The sequence below is a fragment of the Arthrobacter sp. Sr33 genome (genome assembly GCF_054511195.1).
The window spans coordinates 218,644-238,804 of record NZ_JBTNDD010000003.1; the positions used below are offsets into that span (position 1 = coordinate 218,644).

The window sequence follows — 20,161 nt, forward strand, 5'->3', positions numbered from 1 at the left end:
TCAGGTGGTCCAAGCGATGCCCATCTTCAGCGCACTCATCTCCGTGGTCCTCGGACTCGGCATATCACTACTGATCTTCTGGAGCCTGAACTGGCTCGTCGAGCAGTCAAACAACAAGTGGAAGTCCCGGCTCCTGCCGTACGTCTTCCTAGCCCCGGTCTTCGTGCTGGTGGCAATATTTCTCCTCTACCCGGCTCTGCGCACCATCGTGCAGAGCTTCACCCAAACCAGCCTGAGGCGTGGTGAGGGCGACACTTTCGTAGGTTTCCAGAACTACCAGGAGCTGCTGACCGACCCAGGGTTTCTCGGTGTTCTGCTCAACAACCTGCTGTGGGTCCTCGTTGTCCCTGCAGCTACGGTTGTGATCGGTCTTGCCGTTGCGATCCTCACGGACAAGTTGGGGAAACGCCGGGAGACCACCTTCAAGGCAATGATCTTTGTGCCCATGGCCATCAGCGGCGTCGCAGCCGCGGTCACCTGGAGGTTCATCTACTTCTACGCCCCTCCCGGCAATCCGCAAATCTATCTGCTTAACTCGATCTGGACGGGCCTCACCAATCAGGATCCGGTGCCTTGGCTGACCCTGGACGCGGGTCGTCTCAACAGTTTCCTGATCATGTGCATCGCTATCTGGCTTTATGCCGGCTTTGCCATGGTGCTTCTCTCAGCTGCCATCAAGGCCGTTCCTGAAGAAACCATCGAAGCAGCCCGGTTGGACGGGGCCAGCGAACGACGCGCCTTTTTCCTCGTCATTGTCCCGCAGATTCGCGGCACGATCCTGGCGGTCTTCGTCACCGTTGTCATCTTCGTCATGAAGATCTTCGACATCATCTATGCAATGACCGGAGGCCAGTACAACACCAGCGTGCTTGCCGTGGACTTCTACTCGCAGCTCTTCAGCTTCCAGAATCCCGGCAAGGCTGCCGCTGTGGTCATCCTCCTGATGATCGCTGTGGTCCCCCTCATCGTTTATCAGATCCGCAGCTATAAGGCGCAGGAGGAACTCCGATGACTCTCATCCCTACCCCGGTCGTCGACGAAACCAAAGGCCGAACAACCGTCAATGTCCACCGGAAGAAGCGGCGCCTCAATGCAGCAGGCGAAGCGCAGAAGCCCCACATCATCACCACCCTGATCATGGGGGCCATCGCCCTGATCTGGCTTTTCCCCTTGCTCGGACTGCTCATCACGAGTTTCCGCACCAAAGCCGGGGTCGACGCGACCGGATGGTGGACTGTCTTCGTCGATCCTTTCGGCCAGGGGTGGACGGGACAGAACTTCGTTGATGCGTGGGCCGCTCTCGATGTTGGAACCACGTTCTGGAACTCAGTGGCCGTTACCGTTCCTGCCACCGTGCTACCGGTCATGATCGCGGCGATGGCGGCCTACGCCTTCACCTTCTTTCAGTTCCGCGGTAAGGAAATCTACTTCGGCATCGTGCTGGGGCTGATGGTCGTTCCGGTTCAGCTGGCCATCATCCCCGTCCTCCAGCTGTTCGTCCGGTTCGGCGAAATTACCGGGATCCAGATCATCGGTCAGTACCCGGCAGCGTGGATCGTGCACGCAACGTTCGCGATGCCGCTGGCGATCTACATGCTCCGAAACTACATGCAGACCCTGCCCAACTCACTCATCGAAGCAGCCAAAATCGATGGGGCCAGTCACTTCCAGATTTTTTGGAAACTGGTCGTCCCGATGTCCGTTCCAGCCCTGGCATCATTCGCAATCTTCCAGTTCCTCTGGGTGTGGAACGACTTCCTCGTCGCCTACATCTTCATCCAAAGCGGAGATAACGCCGTGATGACACAGGGGCTGTACACACTCCTGGGTCAATACGGGCAGGGCTGGCAGCGCGTCGCGGCAGGTTCCTTCATCACTCTCGTCGTGCCTCTGCTCATCTTCTTCGGACTGCAACGGTTCTTCGTCCGCGGACTGACGGCCGGGTCCGTGAAGTAAATCCTCGCGGGTGCAGCGCGTGGGCTAGGTTTGACCAGCCGCAGGCACTCAACGCAGCAACCGCAGCGCAGTTGACGCAGAAAAGTCTGGCCGCATCGAGGAGTGTGCGGCCAGACTTTCGTCATCCGATGACCTACCCCGGGCGAGTCGCTGTATTATTTTCTGGCCGCCTGTACATCCGCGCGCATCCTCATCAGGTGCCACCGAGTAATAAGGAGAACTGTGCCGACCACCGCTTCAGGGCTGCCTGATGACCATTTCCAAAAACAGTTGCTGTCCGCGCGGCGGCCTGCGACGTCGGATGCCGACTGGCAGTCCTTTGAGGCGCGGTTCGACCGGGAATTCTCCCGATTGCGATCGCTGTTTCACCGCATCTACGGGCCGGCGGCGGACGCCGAACTGCTGCAGGTGGTACTCGACGCCGCCGCGTCGTGGCAGGACCGCCCAGCGGATCTGAAGGGCATCGACGCCTCCCGCGCCATGACCCCGGACTGGTTCCAGTCCCACCGGATGCTCGGTGGTGTTTGTTACGTGGACCTCTACGCGGGGAACCTCGCCGGCCTGCGCGAGCGGATCCCCTACTTCCGCGAACTCGGCTTGACCTACCTGCACCTGATGCCACTGTTCGCGGCACCGGCAGAGAACTCCGACGGAGGATATGCGGTCTCCAGCTACCGCGACGTCGATCCGGCGCTGGGCACCATGGACGATCTGGCGGCCCTCGCCCGGGAACTGCGCGACAGCGGCATCGCCCTCGTGGTCGACTTCATCTTCAACCACACCTCGAGCGAGCACACCTGGGCCCGCAAAGCCATCGCCGGGGACCCGGAGTACAGAGACTTCTATCTGATCTACCCTGACCGGGAGATGCCCGACGCCTATGAGCGGACCGTCCGCGAGATCTTTCCCGATGACCACCCAGGGTCGTTCGTCCAACTCGAGGACGGACGATGGATTTGGGCTTCCTTTCACTCCTTCCAATGGGACCTCAACTACCGCAACCCACGCGTCTTCCGGGCGATGGCCGGGGAGATGCTGTACCTCGCCAATCAGGGCGTGGACATCATCCGGATGGACGCCGTTGCCTTCATCTGGAAGCAGCTTGGCACCACCTGCGAGAGCCTGCCCGAGGCGCACCTGCTGCTGCAGGCCTTCAACGCGGTTTGCCGACTCGGCGCGCCATCCCTCCTGTTCAAATCCGAGGCGATAGTGCACCCCGACGAGGTGGTGCAGTACATCGACCCGGGCGAGTGCCAGCTCAGCTATAACCCGTTGCAGATGGCCCTCATTTGGAACTCGCTCGCCACCCGGGAGGTCTCCCTGCTCGCCCAGGCCCTCGAACGCCGGCACAGCATCCCGGCGGGCACAGTGTGGGTCAACTATGTGCGCAGCCACGACGACATCGGCTGGACCTTCTCCGACGAAGAGGCCGCCGAGCTCGGCGTCAATGGGCATGACCACCGCCGGTTCCTCAACGCGTTCTACGTCAACCGGTTCCCCGATAGCTTCGCCCGCGGAGTCCCTTTCCAAGACAACCCGCGTACCGGGGACTGCCGCATCTCCGGCACCGCGGCATCCCTCGCCGGGTTGGAAGCAGACGACGACGCCGCCGCTGTTGCACGTATCCTGCTCATCCACTCGATCATCCTCAGCACCGGCGGTATCCCGCTGCTCTATCTGGGCGACGAAGTCGGTCAACTCAACGACTACTCCTACCTCGCGGATCCGGCCAAGGCCGGCGACAGCCGCTGGGTGGGCCGACCCGCCTACCCCGCAGACCGCTACGCGACCCGAACAGACCCCGGCACGGACGCCGGGGCGATTTACACGCGGCTGAGACACCTCATCAAGGTGCGGAAGCAGACACCAGAATTCGGCGGCGGACAACTCGTCCCGTTCAACACCAATAACCCGCATGTCCTCGGCTACCAGCGCCCCGGCCTGCTCGACGGTGAACCCTCGACCGTCGTCGTCTTCGGTAACTTCGCCGACACCCCGCAAAAGATCACCGCTGACACCCTCTCGGGTCTCCCCGACACCGCGCTGGAACTCATCACCGGCGAACGCTGCCGCTTGCACGCACCCCTGACCCTGGAACCCCACGACGTGCGCTGGTATCGAACCCCATGATCCCTTTTCTGAAAGAATGTGCAATGCCTATCCACTTATCAGCGGCGGACACCAGCGTAGTAATCGACGCCTCCGGACCCGGCGTCCCGACCATCCTGCACTGGGGGCCGTCCCTGGGAGCCTTGAACGAGCAGCGGCTCTCAGCACTTGCGGCATCTCTGGTGCCGCAACGCGTCTCCGGGGGCCTCGATGTCCCAGCCCAGCTGTCGATCATTCCGCAGGAAGCGTTTGGCTGGCAAGGCACGCCAGGTTTCACCGGCCACCGGCAGGGGGCGAATATCTTTCCCGCGTTCCGCCACGCTTCGCTCGAGCAGACAGAGGTTGCTGGCGGGCAGGAGGTGGTGTTCACCGCTGACGATGAGGTTGCCCGTCTTCGCGCTACCGGGTCGATCAGCCTCACCGCCGGCGGTGTTCTGCGTCAACAGCTGTCGGTGACGAACACTGGTGACTCCGACTACGAGGTACGGTCGCTGCTGGCATCCGTGCCGTTGCCCGATTCAGCGGTCGAGGTGCTGGATACGACGGGGCGGCATCTGCGCGAACGGAGCCCCCAGCGCCACCTGCTTACCCAGGGAAGCTATCGCAGGGAAAGCCGGCGCGGTCGACCCGGCGCTGACGCCAGCCTCGTGCTGGTCGCTGGCACCCAGTCCTTCGGATTCGAGACAGGTCTGGTGCACGCCATACATCTGGCCTGGAGCGGGAATCATCAACTCAGCGCCGAGAAGACTCCGACGGGCCAGGCATTCCTCAGCGCCGGGGAACTGCTGCTCCCGGAAGAGATCGTCCTCGCGCCAGGCGAGACGTACACAGCCCCGCTGATGATGGCGTCCTGGGGGCACGGCCTCAACCAACTGTCCGCCCGCTTCCATGACGAGGTCCGTTCCCGCCCCGCTCACCCCTCCTCCCGCCGCCCCGTCACGCTCAACACCTGGGAGGCCGTGTACTTCAACCACGACCTCAACCGCCTTACCCGCCTTGCCGACAAGGCAGCCGCCCTGGGCGTGGAACGGTTCGTCCTGGATGACGGCTGGTTCGATGGCCGCCGCGATGACACCTCCAGCCTGGGCGACTGGTTTGTTGACCCCGAGGTCTGGCCCGACGGTCTCACCCCGCTCATCGATCACGTCCGGGGCCTCGGCATGGAATTCGGGCTTTGGTTCGAACCAGAGATGATCAACCTCGACTCCAAGCTCGCTGTGAACCACCCCGACTGGATCATCCAGGCCGAGGGGAGGCTTCCGATCCCGGGCCGCCAGCAGCAGGTCCTGAACCTCGCGAACCCGGCCGCCTACGACTACATCCTGGAATGCATTGACGCGATCCTGAGTTCCCACGACATTTCCTACCTCAAGTGGGACCACAACCGGGACCTGCTCGACGCCGCAGATGCTTCCACCGGTCACGCGGTCGTCCATCAGAACGTCGCTGCCGTGTACCGGTTGATGCGCACGCTCAAGGACCGCCACCCTGGGCTGGAGATCGAGAGCTGTGCCTCCGGCGGAGCCCGCGTGGACCTCGGAGTTCTCGACCAAACCGACCGGATCTGGACCAGCGACTGCATCGATCCCCTTGAGCGGCTGACCATCCAGAAGTACACCGGACTTCTGGTACCTCCCGAACTCATGGGAATGCACATCAGCGGTCCGACCTCCCACTCCACCGGTCGAACCCATACCCTGCCCTTCCGGGCAGCGACAGCGATCTTCGGTCATTACGGCATCGAATGGGATATCTCCACACTCAGCGCGACGGAGACAGCACACCTCAAGGGGTGGATCGACCTCCACGTCCGGTGGCGGGACATCCTCCACACCGGCATCGTCGTTCACTCGGACCTGCCGGATCCGGCGATGGACCTGCGCGGAACGGTCGCCTCCGACCAGTCCGCGGCCCTGTTCGCCTACTCGCTCACCGCCTCCAGCGCGTCCTACCCGCCGGGGAAAATCACCTTCCCCGGCCTTGACCCGGACCGCTCCTACACGCTGCAGCTCGCCAGCCCTTACACGTCCCTTCCGGGCAACGGCCAGTCACCCCTGGCCTGGGCCGAAGCAGCTCTGACCGGCACGCCACTGGAGTTGACCGGGGCCAGCCTCGCCCATGTCGGTATCCAGGCACCCGTCCTGTTCCCCGAGCAGTCCATCCTGATCGAACTTCATGCGACCGGAAGCCTTGGCGCAGCTGACTGAACCAGGCGGGCGCTTCACCCCAGGCTTCACCCCAGGCTTCGCCCCAAGGAAAGCCTGGGGTGACAGTCAAGCGATGCGGGCGGCTCCTGCGCCGGGCAGGACGCTGAAGATGACCGGCGCCCGGAAACGGGCAGCGGAGAAGGCATCCTCGACGGCCGCCCGGATGGTGGGTACATCGTCGACGGCTACAAGCGCGATGGCCGCGCCGCCGAAGCCGCCGCCGGTCATGCGGGCGCCCAGTGCGCCGGCGTCGAGGGCCGCGTCAACGGCCGTGTCCAGTTCGGCACAGGAAATCTCGAAGTCGTCCCGCATCGATGCGTGACTGGCCACCAGCAGCGGGCCGAGCGCAGCGGGTCCCTCGCGGGTGAGGAGCCGGACGGCTTCCTGAACCCGCGCGTTTTCCGTCACGACGTGGCGCACCCGGCGGAACGTCTCCTCGTCGAGGACACCGGCAGCTTCGGCCAGGTCTTTGACTGATAGATCCCGGAGAGCGGGAACGCCCATCAGCTTGGCACCGAGTTCGCAGGAGCGGCGACGCGCCGCGTACCCGCCGGTGGAATGCGAGTGGCTGACGCGGGTGTCGATCACCAGCAGTTCCAGCCCGGCGGCCTCGAGGTCGAGGGGGACGAGCTGGGACTCGCCGGAGCGGCAATCAAGGAAGACGGCGTACCCGGCCTCGCCCAGCAGTGACGCCGACTGGTCCATGATGCCGGTCGGCGCTCCCACCATCCGGTTCTCCGCCAGTTGCCCAATAGCAGCAAGCTCCTGGTGGGATGCCCCCGCCTGAGCGAGCTCGTTTGCCGCGACGGCGACGGAACACTCCAGTGCGGCGGAGGAGGAGAGCCCGGCTCCCACGGGGACGGAGGAGTCGACCAGGAGGTCCATGCCGGGGCAGCGGTAGCCCGACTGTTCGAAGGCCCACAGGACACCGAGCGGATACGCAGCCCAGCCCTCGACACCGCCTTCGGCCAAGTCGTCGAGGTCGGCCGTGACGGCGTCGTCGTCGGGGGCGAAGGTGGACGCGACCCGCACCCACCGGTCCCCGCGGACAGCGGCCGCCACCGTCGTCGAGTGCCGGATGGCGAAGGGCAGGACGAAACCCTCGTTGTAGTCGGTGTGTTCACCGATGACGTTGACGCGTCCCGGCGCTGCCCACAGACCATCGGGTTCAGTGCCGAACCGGTCGGTAAAGGCCGCCGCGAGGTCGTGCGGGGTGGAGGTCATGCGTGGTCCTTCCGGGCTGAAACGGCAGCAGCGTTAGTGGCGGGCGTGGCGCGGCGGAGTGCCTCCGCGACGGTTTCCGGGGTGGTGTCATTGATGAAGGCGCCCATCGCGGCCTCGGAGCCAGCGAGGAACTTCAACTTGTCGGCGGCCCGCCGGGGCGAGGTCAGCTGGAGGTGCAGGTAGCTCGCGGGCCGTAGCCCGTCATCGATCGGTGCCTGCTGCCATGCCGCGATGTACGGCGTGGGGGTGGGGTAGAGGGCGTCGAGCCTGCCAAGGAGCTCCAGGTAGACGGTGGTGAGTTCGTTCCGCTCCTCATCGGTCAGTCCCGCCAGATCGGCGACCTGCCGGTGGGGTACCAGGTGTACCTCGAGGGGCCACCGTGCCGCGAAGGGTACGAAGGCGCTGAAGTGTTTTCCCTCGAGGACCATGCGGTCCCCGGCGCTCCGCTCGGCGGCCAGGGCATGGCCCATGAGGGTCTGCCGCCCGCCCGAGGCTTCGAAGAACGCCGCTGCCCGCGCCGCGAGGGTCGCGGCCCGGGGCGGAATGAACGGGTAGGCGTAGATCTGGCCGTGCGGATGCAACAGTGTCACGCCGATATCGGCGCCACGGTTCTCGAAGCAGAAGACCTGTTTGATTCCGGGCATCGCGGACAGCGCCTCGGTGCGGTGCGCCCAGGCGTCGATGACCGTCCTGGCGCGCTCGGGGCTGAGTGAGCCGAAGGATCCTTCGTGCGCGGAGTCAAACGCCACGACCTCGCACCGTCCTGACGCTGTCGCCGTCGTGCCCCAGCCCGGCGTCTCCGGAAGCCCGCCGAGATCGGGGCCAAACGAGGAAAAGCGGTTCTCGAACACGACGACCTCGTAATCAGAGGCTGGGATCTCCGAGCGGTTCGCCGGCGTCGTCGGGCACAGCGGGCACTGATCCGCGGGCGGCAGATGCGTGCGCGACTGGCGGTGGGCGGCGACGGCGACCCACTCGCCCGACAGTGCGTCGAAGCGCGCGGTACCGGCGGCTCCGCGGGGTGGCAGCCCACGCGTGTCGCGGGTAGCTGCTGCGTCACGGTGTCGCGCAGCGCTGTCCTCGTGCGCGTCGAAGTAGATCAGTTCGCGCCCGTCGGACAGGCGGGTAGGGGTGATGGAGGTCATGGGCGCTCTTCCAGATGAGGATCGAACAGGTGGGGGTCGGGAACGGGTTCGCGGAGGATGCGGGTGAGGGCCCCGTACTCGCTGTCGGGTTGCCGGTCCGTGACCAGGGCCGAAGCCGTGTCCAGCGGAGCGACTCCGGCGAGGCTCACGACGCCGATTTTCGTGGCGTCGGCGAGCACGACGAGTCTGCCGCAGGTGCGCGCGAACGCCTTGTTCGTGTCCGCCTCGGCGAGGTTCGGGGTGGTGATACCTGCGGCTGCGTCCACACCGTGCGCTCCCATGAAGCACAGGTCTGCGCGCAGGGAGGCGATCGTGTTCGTGGCGAGGGGTCCCACGAGCGCCTTCGACGGAGTGAGCTGACCCCCCGAAAGCAGGACCCGCGGTGCACCGTCGCCAGAGGTTGCGCCATGCAAGCGGTGCAGTTCGTCCGCCAGGGGAAGGGAGTTCGTGATGACGGTAAGTCCAGGCACGCGGAACAGGAGTGGGGCCAGAGCGAAGGTCGTGGTGCCGCCCGTGATGGAGACGGTCATGCCGGGTGCAAGGAGGGAAACCGCAATGGCCGCGATCTGCTGCTTCGCTTCCTTCCCACGCATCCTGTTGGCGTCGAACCCCGGCTCCACCGCACTGATCGTGCCGGGACGCACGGCACCGCCATGCACGCGCACGAGCGCCCCGCGCGTTTCGAGGACATCGATGTCCCGGCGGATTGTCATCTCCGAAACGCCGAGGGCCAGCGCGAGTTTGCTGACCCGCACCGCAGGCCGGCGGGTGAGCCTGTCGAGGATGGCGGCATGGCGCTCGGCTGCAAACATGATCCTCCTACCGGCTGTGTGGGCGCGTTGGCACTGCGTATCAGCGGATCACGACACTGCGAGAAGCGAACGGGTTCGCGCGGAAACGAACAAAATCTATCATGATGAACACGGGAAGGGAATAGGCGCTTCCCACTATCCGCTGGTGAGAGTCTCTGTGCCTCTCGGTCCCGACCTCGCTTGACCCCGGGATCGGCGGCGATGCCTTCCCGTGGAACGGTTAGCTGAAGGCGGCCGCTGGCAGGTCCTTCTCGCCGTTCACGATGGCCGACACGATCCGTTCCGCGACGGCTTCCGGGTCCTTCCCCTGCGGAAGGCGAGGCGCGGATCCTGCTATCGCGCGGTTCACCAAGCCCGTCTCGGTGTGCGGCGGCCGAACATCGATTACCCGGATGCCCTGCCGCCGGGTTTCCAGCGTCAACGCTTTACCGAACGCGCTGAGCGCAGCCTTGCTGGCTGAATAGGCTGCCATGCCGGCGGTGGGGCTCTCGGCCACGACGGCGCTGACCTGAATCACCACTGAGTCCTTGTGCAGCTGCGGCAACACCGCCCGGATGAGCCGGATGTACGCCATCAGGTTCACCAGAAGGAGCTCGTCCAGGGTTTCATCGTCGAGCTCCGCGGCTGGGCCGAAAGCCACCACACCGGCGGCGTAGACCAAACCGTCAAGATCCTCGCAAGCGTCCGCGATTTCAGCTGGCGCGCCGGGATGCGTGAGATCGGCTGGGATGGTTCCGGCTACCGAGGTCCCGAGTTCTTCGGCCAGGCTGTCGAGCTTCTCAGTGGACCGTCCGGAAAGGGTCACCCGCGCCCCGGCTGCTACGAGTTGCCGCGCCACGGCGGCGCCGAGCACCCCAGTTGCGCCGATGACCAGGAAATGGTTGCCACTGATTGTTGTCATGCCGCCGAGTCTACCCACGCCGCCCGGGTTGGGCCCTAGTCGCGGGGGTGGTGGTTCTTCAGACGGTCCAGTTCCCGTTCGGTGGCCGAGCTGCCTTCGAGTTCCTCGAAGGCTTCTTCCACCCGCCGCGAGTTGGGGTCCGTCCAGGACAGCTCGTCGTGGGCGGCGGCCCGCGCCTGGACGCGTCGCGCTTCCAGCTCGGCCTGTCGAGCTGCGGCTTCGGCTCCCGCCGCTGCCTGCCCGGACCCGGTAAGTGCGTCCTGCATGCCAAGTTCGGCCTGGGCGGCACCGTGGCGGGCCTTCAGCGTCTGGTAGCGGATGCCATTGTCTTCCACCCGGGTTTCGAGCCGCTGGAGGTTGGAGTCGAGCTGGCGCACCTGGGTGTCGAGATCATCCCGCTGACGGGTGAGGGTTTCGAGGCGCTTGGTGACGGCGAGACTTCGCCGCAGTGCCGCCCGGGCGGCGTCGTCGTCGCCCGCGTTGACCGCGCTGGACGCGCGGCGCTCAAGCTGGTCGAGCTCCGCCCGCGCTTCGCCCGCGAGCAGTTCAAGGCGGTGACGGTTGGCGGCCAGATCAGCAACACTGCGGCGGGCCTGATCCACCAGGTCGAGCTGCTGCCGGTGCGCTTGTTCAACGGTCTGGATGGGGTCTGCGGGCTTCTCCTTGGCAGCGGTCCGGTTGGCCCGGACGATGCGGGAAATGCGGCGGCCAATTGACATGGTGGTGGTTCCCTCAGCCTCTACTGGATTTGGTCGGGGGTGCCGTAGGACTTGCTCCACGCCTGCAGCACATTGATTTCGCGTGTGAGGTGGGTGCTGGCCCGCTGGATTTCGTTGGCACCGCTGGGCTGGCCCGCCTGCATCAACGACCGGCGGAGGTCAGCGGAGAGAGTGCCGTAGGACTGGACCTGCTCCCCAATCCGGCCGGCCAGATCCCGTTTGAGCTGCCGGTCGGGTTCGCGCTCGGCCATTCGCAGCTGGTTCTCGAGTGCCCGCTCCGCACGGAATAGGTCCTCGGCAACGATGGGAAGTTCACCGATCGGGCCGCCGCTCCCGGCTGCAGCATCGAGGGCCCGGCGGGTCGCCTGACCGGAGCGCCGCAGGTCCAGACGCAGCCGCGCGATGCGGCGGACGCCGTCGTCGACCGCGTAGGAACGGGCGGTGAGCACCCCGTTCGAGAAGCCGCGCTGCACCACACCGGAGCGACGGAGCCGCCGGACAATGATCCAGGTGGCGAGGGCCATGCCGAGGCCGATGACCAGCAGCGTCGCCCCACCGATCAGGAGCAGCTGCACGAGCGTTTCACCGAAGTCACCGGCGTCGGAGAACTGTTGAGGCATACCCCCAGTCTGCACCGTAACGGCAAGGGTTTCCAGCGGGGCGCCAGATGTACGGATGTTTATCACGGGCGCCACACGACCATCGCCTGACTCCGCGGCCGGGGGCGCTGACCACGGGAGAGGGTAACGACGTCGCCTGCGAGTCCGGCGGCAAACACCCTGCTTGAGTCAGGCTGACGACGGCGGGACGCCAGCTCGTCGGTCAGCTCCTGAACCCGGTATTGCAGGGCGGCGACCTGATTTTCGAGCTGCAGGATCCGTCGGATACCCTCCAGCGACACCCCCTCCTGGGAAAGCCGCTGTACCTCGCGGAGAGTGGTCACGTCCCGCTGCGAGTAGCGGCGGGCGCGGCCAGGAGCCCGGCTGGGTGTCACCAGCCCGAGCCGGTCATACTGCCGGAGGGTTTGCGGGTGCATGTCCGCCAGTTCGGCGGCGACGGAGATCACGTAGATGGGCAGGCTTGCGTCGATTGCCATCGTGACCTCCTTTCAATGCTGCGTGGGCTTTAGAGTTTCGCTTTGGCGGCGAGGCCCGCTCGCGGGTCGGCGTCGACGGTCGCGGCGGCAAACGCCTCGACAGCAGCCTCTGCGTCCTTGTTCAGTTTCTGCGGGACGACAACGTCGATGGTTACCAGCAAGTCACCGGTCGCCTTTGCTGTGGACACCCCACGCCCCTTTACGCGCAGGGTCCGTCCGGACGGGGTACCGGCGGGGACTTTGACCTTGACCGTGTCACCGGTCAGCGTGGGGACATCGATGTGCGCACCCATTGCAGCCTCCGGGAAGGACACCGGCACGTGGACGCGGATGTTGTCGCCGTCGCGCTGGAAGAATGGATGCGGTTTCACGCTTACGCTGACCATCAGGTCGCCATTACCTGCGGCGCCGGCCTGGCCCTTGCCCCGGACGCGGACCTTTTGTCCGTCCTTGATGCCGGCGGGCACCCGAACATCGATGACTTCACCGGAGGGCTCACGCAGTCCGATGGTGGTGCCGTTAATGGAACCGGCGAAAGAAATGCTGGTGGTCGCCGTACGGTCGGCGCCTTTACGCGGGGTCGGCTGGTAGCCTCCGGGGAACCCACCGCCGCCCTGGCCGAAGCCGCCTCCCCCGCCCTGGCCGAACAGGTCGGCGAACTCGGGTGGAAGGTTGCCGTAGCTGGCGCCTCCGCTACCGCCCGGGCGTTGGCGTCCGGGCCTGGGCTGTCCGGCACCCTGACCGAAGAGGTTGCCGAAGATATCTTCGAAGCCAGCGCCGCCGGCTCCCCCACCGGGACCACCGGCGGTAAAGCGTGCGCCGCCGCCCATGGCACGGATGGCGTCATACTGCTGACGATCCTCAGGATCGGACAACACCGAGTAGGCCTCGGAAATGTCCTTGAACATCTTGTCCGACCCGCCGGTTGCCTGATTCTGGTCCGGATGGTGCTTGCGCGCCAACTTCCGGTACGACTTCTTGATGTCGGCAGCTGTTGCATCTTTGGGGACACCGAGAATTTTATAGAAATCCTTGTCGACCCAATCCTGACTAGCCAATTGGCGTCCCCTTTCGTATATGAATTCAAAGCATAGGTGAGTAGCGGTGGAGCCGGAGCAGTGTCCGACCCGGCGGCTTTAATATTTCAAACGAGCTCTGCGAGCGAAGAAATTTCGTTGCCGCCGGTCGGGCACTGCTCCGGCTTCCCAGGCGCTACTCGGGCACTGCGACGATAACTTGGGCTGCCCGCAGGACGCGGTCGCCCTTCTTGTAACCGGCCCGCAGGATCTGGCTGACGCTGTCGAACTGTACATCGGCACTGGGCTGCTGGATCAGAGCCTCGTGGATGTTCGGGTCGAACTCCACTCCGGTCTCGTCGATCCGGCTTAGGCCGTAGGTCTTCAGCGCGTTTTCCAATTTGGTGGAGATCGCAGCGAAAGGTCCGTCGGCCAGGTCGCCGTGCTGGCGAGCGGCGTCGATGTCGTCCAGGACGGGCATCAGCGAGTTCAACACTCCGATGACTGCCATGTCCCGGGCCACATCCCGGTCGCGCTCGACGCGCTTCCGGTAGTTGACGTACTCGGCCGAGAGGCGTTGCAGGTCGGTACGCAGCTCGGCTTCCACAGCTGAGGCCGATCCGGCGGCGGGTTCGGTGAACCCCTCGCCGTCGATCCCGTTGAGGATTGCCTCGGCCTGGGCCAGCGCATCGCTACCATCGGCGGGCTGCTCCCCGGCGTCGGCTTCCTCAACGGGATCCTGAACGGAGTCCGGGGTCACAGGCTGGTCGGTGTGACCAGCCTGTGCGCCGTCGTCGTCCTGCTGCTGCCCACGGACCTTACCTGTCTCGGGGTCGATCTTCCGGTTATCGCGGAAGCTGACCGGTTCGGACTGGTGCTCTTCTTCGTTTCCGTGGTGCGGCATGACTACTTCTTTTCGGTGTTGTCGTCTTCGTCGACTACCTCGGCGTCGACGATGTCCTCGTCGTTCGAGGACGAGCCAGCGTCAGGCGCCGTTCCATCCTGAGGTGCGTCGGCGCCTGGCGCGGCGGCGTCCTGCTGTGCCGCTGCGTAGATTGCCTCGCCGAGCTTGGTCTGTGACGCCTGAAGCTTCTCAAACGCTGCCTTGACCGTGTCAGCCGATCCGGCTTCCTCAGGGTTGGCTTCGAGTGCCTTCTTCAGTTCGTCGACGTCGGCCTGAACCTCGGTCTTGACGTCCTCGGGCAGCTTGTCCGAGTTGTCGGCGATCAGCTTGTCGACCGAGTAGGCCAACTGCTCGGCACCGTTGCGGGTGTCGGCTGCTTCGCGGCGTTCCTTGTCCTCGGCTGCGTGCTCCTCGGCTTCGCGGACCATACGGTCGATGTCTTCCTTCGACAGCGCGGTGCCGCCGGTGATGGTCATCGACTGCTCGGCGCCGGTGCCCTTGTCCTTGGCGGACACGTGGACGATACCGTTGGCGTCGAGGTCGAAGGTGACCTCAACCTGTGGCACGCCGCGGGGGGCGGGAGCGATTCCGGTCAGTTCGAAGGTACCCAGTGGCTTGTTGTCCCGGGTGAACTCGCGCTCGCCCTGGAAGACCTGGATAGCAACCGATGGCTGGTTGTCGTCGGCGGTGGTGAAGGTTTCGCTGCGCTTGGTGGGGATGGCCGTGTTGCGCTCGATCAGCTTGGTCATCATGCCGCCCTTGGTCTCGATCCCGAGGGACAGAGGGGTGACGTCGATGAGCAGCACGTCCTTACGCTCACCCTTCAGCACGCCTGCCTGGAGTGCGGCGCCGACGGCGACGACCTCATCAGGGTTGACGCCCTTGTTGGGCTCCTTGCCACCGGCGAGTGACTTCACCAGTTCGACGACGGCTGGCATGCGGGTTGAGCCACCGACGAGCACGATGTGGTCGATGTCGGCAACCTTGATGCCTGCTTCAGCGATGACGTCGTTGAATGGCTTCTTGGTGCGATCCAGCAGGTCCTTGGTGAGGTCCTGGAACTTGGCACGGGAGAGGTGCTCGTCCAGGTGGACGGGGCCGTCTGGGGTGACCGAAAGGTACTGGAGGGAGATGTTGGTGGAGCTTGCCGAGGAGAGTTCCTTCTTGGCCTGCTCTGCCGCTTCCTTCAGGCGCTGCAAGGCGATTTTGTCCTTGGACAGGTCAACACCCTTGGCTTTGGCCTGCGACAGCAGGTAGTCAACCACGCGCTGATCCCAGTCGTCGCCGCCGAGGCGGTTGTCACCGGAGGTGGAGCGTACCTGAATGGTGGAGAAGTCGTCTTCATCCTTGCCGACCTCGAGCAGGGAGACGTCAAATGTGCCGCCACCCAGGTCGAAGACCAGGATGAGCTCGTCTTCCTTGCCCTTGTCCAGGCCGTACGCCAGTGCTGCAGCGGTTGGCTCGTTGACAATACGCAGGACGTTCAGGCCTGCGATTTCGCCTGCTTCCTTGGTGGCCTGGCGCTCGGCGTCGTTGAAGTAGGCGGGAACGGTGACGACAGCGTCGGTCACCTTTTCACCCAGGTAGCTTTCGGCGTCGGTCTTCAGCTTCTGAAGGATGCGCGCGGAAATTTCCTGAGCCGTGTAGTTCTTATCGTCGACCTTGACGTTCCAGTCGGTGCCCATGTGGCGCTTGACGGAAGCAATGGTGCGGTCGATGTTGTTGACGGCCTGGCGCTTGGCGATTTCGCCAACCAACACTTCCCCGCCCTTGGAGAACGCAACGATCGAGGGCGTAGTCCGTGCGCCTTCAGCGTTGGCGATAACGGTGGGCTCGCCACCTTCGAGTACGGAAACCACTGAGTTGGTGGTTCCGAGGTCAATACCTACTGCACGTGACATGCGTATTTCCTTTCAACAGCCCGTAATGAGGGGAATCGCTCAGCCCGTAGCCTGGCGAGTATTCGCCTGAAAGCCGGATCTTGAGCGTTCTTCACTCAACTGTACTCCGAGGCCGCAGAGAGTCAAATCTAAGTTGAGTGGGATAGGCTCAACCTTGCGTGCGGAGGCGCATTGAGTCGCCGAACTCCGCGGCGGTGGAGGGCATCAGTGGTTGTTCAGCCGTGAGAGAACGGGCCTTGGTCTGGTGCCGCGCCCCCAAACGGAGCCACCGTCTTTAGGGGCGTCGGGTGGCTCCGTTCAGGATGCCGTCACATGCCCGGCGTCCGAGGTGTGGGTGGCGGTCTCGGTACCATCGACTCCTCTTGAACGAGTTTCCACTCGGGGCCTTGGGAAATCCCTAGGTCAGAACGGAGGCGCCCCGCCGACCGCTTCCATCGCAGCGGCAAACACCGGAAGACTCCGCTGGAGCATGTCTTCATTGGCAGTCAGGGAAATCCTAAAGAAGCCGGGTGTCTCGAAATGCACGCCTGGCATCACAAAGACCCCCTGGGCCGCTAGGGTCGCCACGAATGCCTCGTCGTCGGGGTCCGGCGAGCGCACAAACAGGTAAAACGTTCCTTCCGGGCGGTTGACCCGATAACCCATCTCCTGCAACGCATCAACCATCCGGTCGCGTTTGCGTTGGAGTGCCGGGATATCGATCGAAAACTGTTCGAGTCTGGGCAATGCGTGCTGGAGCACGGCGTTTGGGTAAATCCATCCCATCGCCAGTTGCAGGGCGTCAAGTGCGCTGGCAACCACATCACGATCAGGCAGGTTCGGATGCAACGCCAGATAGCCGATCCGTTCACCCGGCGAAAGATGAGTCTTCCCGTACGAGTAGGCCAGCAGGGTATAGCGGTAAAACTCGATCGGACTATGGAATCGAGCACCGTCAAACACGATGCGGTTATAGGGCTCATCGGAAATGAGATAAATCCGGCGACCAATCGCGGCCGAGCCGCTCTCAAGCACTGCCGCGAGACGTTCGAGCACAGCTGGCGGATAAATCCGGCCGCTGGGGTTGTTGGGAGTGTTGACAATCACCGCACACGTGCGGCTGGTGATCGCCGCTGCAATCTGGTCCACGTCGAGGTCAAAGGTCTCCAAATCCACAGTGACCTTTACGGGGACGAGCCCGGCCTCGATGATGATCGGCTCGTAGAAGAACCACGGTGGAAGGCTGTAGATCACCTCGTCGCCGGGGTCTCCCACTGCCTTGAGCGCGAGGGCGATCGCCGTGAAACCGCCGGTAGTCAGGTGGATGTCCTCGGGACGAAATGGCACCCCAATGAGGCGCTGGAGGGAGGCCGCGGCCGCCTCCTGCGCCTCAGGGGTGTTTTGTTTGTAGGCAAACCATTGGTCGTGGCGTGGAATTGTGGCTTCCTGGAGCGCCGCAACATAGGCCTCTTGCGGCATCTCGTGTGGGTTACCGAAAGTCAGGTCGCAGATGCCTGGCTCGTTCCGGCGCGCAGCATACGTCGAGGACGTGAGGAAAGCATTGAGGAGCCGGTAAGGCTCGGCTGCTGCCACGTTCCCAGCCCGCTGCGATATCGGCGAACTGGCAAGCCCCGGTGTCATCGAACTGGAGCGGTCAGGATCAGGTATTCCCAGCTGCTGGCTGGTCTTTGGCGCCGGACCCTTAGCCAGTGCATCGTTGGCTGGTACGTCATGGTCGGGTGGGTTGGTTTGATCACTCATGATCGCTCCTCAGCTGTCGAATAATCAGCGCGCTGAATCAGTGGAGGCTGTGATGCGACCGATTATTGCCTCCACTGATTCAGCTGTAAAGAGCGCTTCCAGACCAGGCCTTCCCCTCCGCGGAACGGGTTGGAGGGGGCCGCGGACTGCTGCGGTGTTATCTACCCAGAGTGTTATCTACCCACGGTGAGCCGGTTCAGCGCGGTGGCCCTGCTCGTCCCGCCTGCCCGCCGAGCCTGGACCCGACAACCCGGATGACCCGCCGCGGTGCACCGGTCCGGATTCGCGTCCTAGCCGGGATGGCCACCAGATCCGCCGACCCAGGTCGTAGGACAGGGCCGGCACCAGCAGTGAGCGCACGATCAGCGTATCCAACAGCACACCGAAGGCCACGATGAACGCAATTTGGGCAAGGAACAGAATCGGGATGACCCCCAGGGCTGCGAAGGTGGCCGCCAGCACCACACCCGCAGAGGTGATGACTCCGCCGGTGACACCCAGACCCCTCAGAATTCCGGGGCGGGTTCCGATGCGTAGCGATTCCTCCCGGACTCGTGTCATCAGGAAAATGTTGTAATCCACCCCCAATGCCACGAGGAACACGAAGCCAAACAGCGGAACCGACGCATCTGCACCCTCAAAACCGAGCAGGTTGTTGAACACCAGGGCCGACACGCCCAGCGCCGTCGCGAAGGAGAGCACCACGCTGAGGATCAGTAGGACCGGCGCCACGATGGAACGGAGCAGGAGCATCAAGATCACCAGAATCACCGCCAACACGATCGGAATGATCTTCACCAGGTCAGCCTGGGCCGTGTCGTTGGTGTCAATCGCGATCGCGGTTACGCCACCAACCAGTGCCTCTGGGCTGGCGTCGTCCAGTGCGGTCCGCAACTCACGCACCACGTCTTCGGCCTCATCGGAGTCTGCCGGTGACTGCAGTGTGCCGGTAATCAGCACGTTGCCGCCACGGACGACGACGTCGCTGCCGGGTTCGGGAGACTCGGAACTGAGCGCGGCGTCAGTGATGCCGGCCTGGCTCTGCACCACTTCCAGGACAGCATCCTGATCCTGCTCTGGGGCGATCACCGAGACTGGGCTCCCCGAACCGGCGTCGAAGTGGCGCGCCAGGGCTTCCTGCCCGTCCACCGCATTCGATTCCGTGAGGATCAGTGCGGACTGTGGTACTCCGTTAGCCTGCAGTTGGAACAAGCCCAGGGAACCGGCGGCCAGGACGAGGAATGAAGCGATCCAGACGGGTCGGGCGTGCCGGGAGATCAGTGTCGCCACCTTCTTCCAGATGCCACGCAGTCCCTCCAGCCCGGTGGCGTTCACTCCTTCGGGCTGAACGTGGCTGGACCCCAGTTTGGGGCGCAGCGGCCAAAACGCCGACCTGCCGAAGAGCAGGAGAAGAGAGGGCAGCAGTGTCAGGGCAGCCGCCAAGGAGAAGAGGATTCCAATCGCCGCGATCGGACCGAGGCTCCGGTTGGAGTTGAGGTCGGAAAACAATAGACAGAGCAGCGCAACAATAACCGTGGCCCCGGAGGCAAGAATCGGTTCGAACGAGCCGCGGTACGCCACCCGCATCGCGTCCCATTTTGCGGCGTGTTCGCCAAGTGCTTCCCTGAACCGTGCAACAAGCAGCAGCGCGTAATCGGTCGCCGCGCCGATGACCAGGATAAACAGGATTCCCTGGCTCTGACCACTGAGCTGAATCCATCCCCAGTCGGCCAGGGCATAGACCAGAACGATCGATGTGGCCAGCGCAAACACTGAGGTCAGCAGCACCAGGAACGGAAGGATCACAGACCGGTAGACGGACAACAGGATCAGAAAGACCGCTCCCAGCGCCACACTGAGCAACAACCCATCAATGCCGCTGAAGGCGCTTGAGAGGTCGGTGGCAAAACCGGCCGGCCCCGTGACGTACCCGGTGGTACCGTCGGGGATCTCGGCGGTCAGCACCTCCCGAAGCGCCTCTACCACCTCCCCGATCTCGGCGTCGTCCGCTACAAACGCGATGTACTGAATAGCGAATGAATCTTCGGCTGGCACGGGCCCGATGACAGTTGGCGCTCCGGCTTCAGCAGGCTCCAGTCCCTCAACCGCCGCGAGGGAGGTAGCAAGCTCCTCGTACCCACCGAGGTCGGCTGGTGGAATCTCCGTCTCCGATTCGACGACGATCACCGCAGGCAGGGAGTCCGAATCAGTGAATTGGTTCTGCAGTTCACCTGCTTCGGTGGATTCGGCGTTGGCCGGGAGGAACGACGCCTGGTCATTGCTCGAGACTTCCTCCAACTTGCCGAAGGTGGGACCCCCGAACGCGGCGCCCACCAGCCAGATCAGGACGACGACGGCGGGCAACAGGACCCGTAACCACTTGCTGTGCATGATGAACGCCTCTCAACGAAATTATCTCTAAAACAAACTA

General features: G+C 64.1%; 16 protein-coding genes. 4 read left to right on the plus strand and 12 right to left on the minus strand.

Going from position 1 to position 20,161, the window contains the following annotated elements:
- Positions 1-16: 16 nt before the first annotated feature.
- The 4 genes from ACX80T_RS06140 (at position 17) to ACX80T_RS06155 (ending at position 6,272) form a co-directional block, all read left to right on the plus strand.
- Positions 17-1,012, plus strand: a complete 996-nt coding sequence (locus tag ACX80T_RS06140; protein WP_156808985.1) for a carbohydrate ABC transporter permease — start codon at positions 17-19, stop codon at positions 1,010-1,012.
- A complete protein-coding gene (locus ACX80T_RS06145; protein WP_459303987.1) occupies positions 1,009-1,956 on the plus strand; it encodes a carbohydrate ABC transporter permease in 948 nt (315 codons plus the stop codon). The genes ACX80T_RS06140 and ACX80T_RS06145 overlap by 4 nt, the downstream gene beginning before the upstream one ends.
- A 222-nt stretch (positions 1,957-2,178) precedes the next feature.
- Entirely contained in the window at positions 2,179-4,086 is a 1,908-nt protein-coding gene (locus ACX80T_RS06150; protein WP_459303988.1) for an alpha-amylase family protein, read from the plus strand.
- 23 nt (positions 4,087-4,109) lie between these two features.
- Positions 4,110-6,272 (plus strand): alpha-galactosidase, encoded by a 2,163-nt coding sequence (locus ACX80T_RS06155; RefSeq protein WP_459303989.1) that lies wholly within the window; start codon positions 4,110-4,112, stop codon positions 6,270-6,272.
- Between the two features lie 66 nt (positions 6,273-6,338).
- Here the strand turns inward: ACX80T_RS06155 and galK are convergent, their stop codons facing one another.
- The 12 genes from galK to ACX80T_RS06215 form a co-directional block, all read right to left on the minus strand.
- A complete protein-coding gene (gene galK / locus ACX80T_RS06160) occupies positions 6,339-7,496 on the minus strand; it encodes a galactokinase (RefSeq protein ID WP_459303991.1) in 1,158 nt (385 codons plus the stop codon).
- Positions 7,493-8,641, minus strand: coding sequence for a galactose-1-phosphate uridylyltransferase (galT, locus tag ACX80T_RS06165; RefSeq protein ID WP_024477193.1), 1,149 nt, complete (start codon positions 8,639-8,641; stop codon positions 7,493-7,495). The genes galK and galT overlap by 4 nt, the downstream gene beginning before the upstream one ends.
- Positions 8,638-9,453, minus strand: coding sequence for a DeoR/GlpR family DNA-binding transcription regulator (locus tag ACX80T_RS06170; protein ID WP_019482204.1), 816 nt, complete (start codon positions 9,451-9,453; stop codon positions 8,638-8,640). Before ACX80T_RS06170 ends, galT begins: the two co-directional genes overlap by 4 nt.
- A 220-nt stretch (positions 9,454-9,673) precedes the next feature.
- Positions 9,674-10,354: an SDR family NAD(P)-dependent oxidoreductase gene (locus ACX80T_RS06175; protein WP_459303993.1), complete on the minus strand. Its 681-nt coding sequence runs from the start codon at positions 10,352-10,354 to the stop codon at positions 9,674-9,676.
- 35 nt (positions 10,355-10,389) lie between these two features.
- The gene (locus ACX80T_RS06180) at positions 10,390-11,073 is read right to left on the minus strand and encodes a PspA/IM30 family protein (protein ID WP_459303994.1); all 684 of its coding nucleotides are present in this window, start codon (positions 11,071-11,073) and stop codon (positions 10,390-10,392) included.
- Between the two features lie 20 nt (positions 11,074-11,093).
- Positions 11,094-11,693 carry a hypothetical protein gene (locus tag ACX80T_RS06185; protein ID WP_019482208.1) on the minus strand — a complete coding sequence of 200 codons (600 nt, stop codon included), beginning with the start codon at positions 11,691-11,693 and terminating at the stop codon, positions 11,094-11,096.
- Positions 11,694-11,755: 62 nt separating this feature from the next.
- Positions 11,756-12,169, minus strand: a complete 414-nt coding sequence (locus ACX80T_RS06190) for a heat shock protein transcriptional repressor HspR (RefSeq protein WP_019482215.1) — start codon at positions 12,167-12,169, stop codon at positions 11,756-11,758.
- Positions 12,170-12,198: 29 nt separating this feature from the next.
- A complete protein-coding gene (locus ACX80T_RS06195) occupies positions 12,199-13,227 on the minus strand; it encodes a DnaJ C-terminal domain-containing protein (protein ID WP_459303995.1) in 1,029 nt (342 codons plus the stop codon).
- A gap of 154 nt (positions 13,228-13,381) precedes the next feature.
- Positions 13,382-14,089, minus strand: coding sequence for a nucleotide exchange factor GrpE (locus tag ACX80T_RS06200; RefSeq protein WP_459303996.1), 708 nt, complete (start codon positions 14,087-14,089; stop codon positions 13,382-13,384).
- 2 nt (positions 14,090-14,091) lie between these two features.
- A complete protein-coding gene (gene dnaK / locus ACX80T_RS06205; protein WP_019482218.1) occupies positions 14,092-15,990 on the minus strand; it encodes a molecular chaperone DnaK in 1,899 nt (632 codons plus the stop codon).
- A 402-nt stretch (positions 15,991-16,392) separates the two neighbouring features.
- Complete coding sequence (locus ACX80T_RS06210) at positions 16,393-17,730, minus strand: aminotransferase class I/II-fold pyridoxal phosphate-dependent enzyme (protein ID WP_459303997.1); 1,338 nt, start codon at positions 17,728-17,730, stop codon at positions 16,393-16,395.
- Between the two features lie 177 nt (positions 17,731-17,907).
- Positions 17,908-20,121 carry an MMPL family transporter gene (locus ACX80T_RS06215; protein ID WP_019481104.1) on the minus strand — a complete coding sequence of 738 codons (2,214 nt, stop codon included), beginning with the start codon at positions 20,119-20,121 and terminating at the stop codon, positions 17,908-17,910.
- Between the last annotated feature and the right edge of the window lie 40 nt (positions 20,122-20,161).

Coding starts and splice junctions, on each gene's coding strand:
- ACX80T_RS06140 (WP_156808985.1), top strand. CDS start 17: ATGCCCATCTTCAGCGCACTCATCTCCGTGGTCCTCGGACTCGGCATA.
- ACX80T_RS06145 (WP_459303987.1), top strand. CDS start 1,009: ATGACTCTCATCCCTACCCCGGTCGTCGACGAAACCAAAGGCCGAACA.
- ACX80T_RS06155 (WP_459303989.1), top strand. CDS start 4,110: ATGCCTATCCACTTATCAGCGGCGGACACCAGCGTAGTAATCGACGCC.
- galK (WP_459303991.1), bottom strand. CDS start 7,496: ATGACCTCCACCCCGCACGACCTCGCGGCGGCCTTTACCGACCGGTTC.
- galT (WP_024477193.1), bottom strand. CDS start 8,641: ATGACCTCCATCACCCCTACCCGCCTGTCCGACGGGCGCGAACTGATC.
- ACX80T_RS06170 (WP_019482204.1), bottom strand. CDS start 9,453: ATGTTTGCAGCCGAGCGCCATGCCGCCATCCTCGACAGGCTCACCCGC.
- ACX80T_RS06175 (WP_459303993.1), bottom strand. CDS start 10,354: ATGACAACAATCAGTGGCAACCATTTCCTGGTCATCGGCGCAACTGGG.
- ACX80T_RS06180 (WP_459303994.1), bottom strand. CDS start 11,073: ATGTCAATTGGCCGCCGCATTTCCCGCATCGTCCGGGCCAACCGGACC.
- ACX80T_RS06185 (WP_019482208.1), bottom strand. CDS start 11,693: ATGCCTCAACAGTTCTCCGACGCCGGTGACTTCGGTGAAACGCTCGTG.
- ACX80T_RS06190 (WP_019482215.1), bottom strand. CDS start 12,169: ATGGCAATCGACGCAAGCCTGCCCATCTACGTGATCTCCGTCGCCGCC.
- ACX80T_RS06200 (WP_459303996.1), bottom strand. CDS start 14,089: ATGCCGCACCACGGAAACGAAGAAGAGCACCAGTCCGAACCGGTCAGC.
- dnaK (WP_019482218.1), bottom strand. CDS start 15,990: ATGTCACGTGCAGTAGGTATTGACCTCGGAACCACCAACTCAGTGGTT.
- ACX80T_RS06210 (WP_459303997.1), bottom strand. CDS start 17,730: ATGAGTGATCAAACCAACCCACCCGACCATGACGTACCAGCCAACGAT.
- ACX80T_RS06215 (WP_019481104.1), bottom strand. CDS start 20,121: ATGCACAGCAAGTGGTTACGGGTCCTGTTGCCCGCCGTCGTCGTCCTG.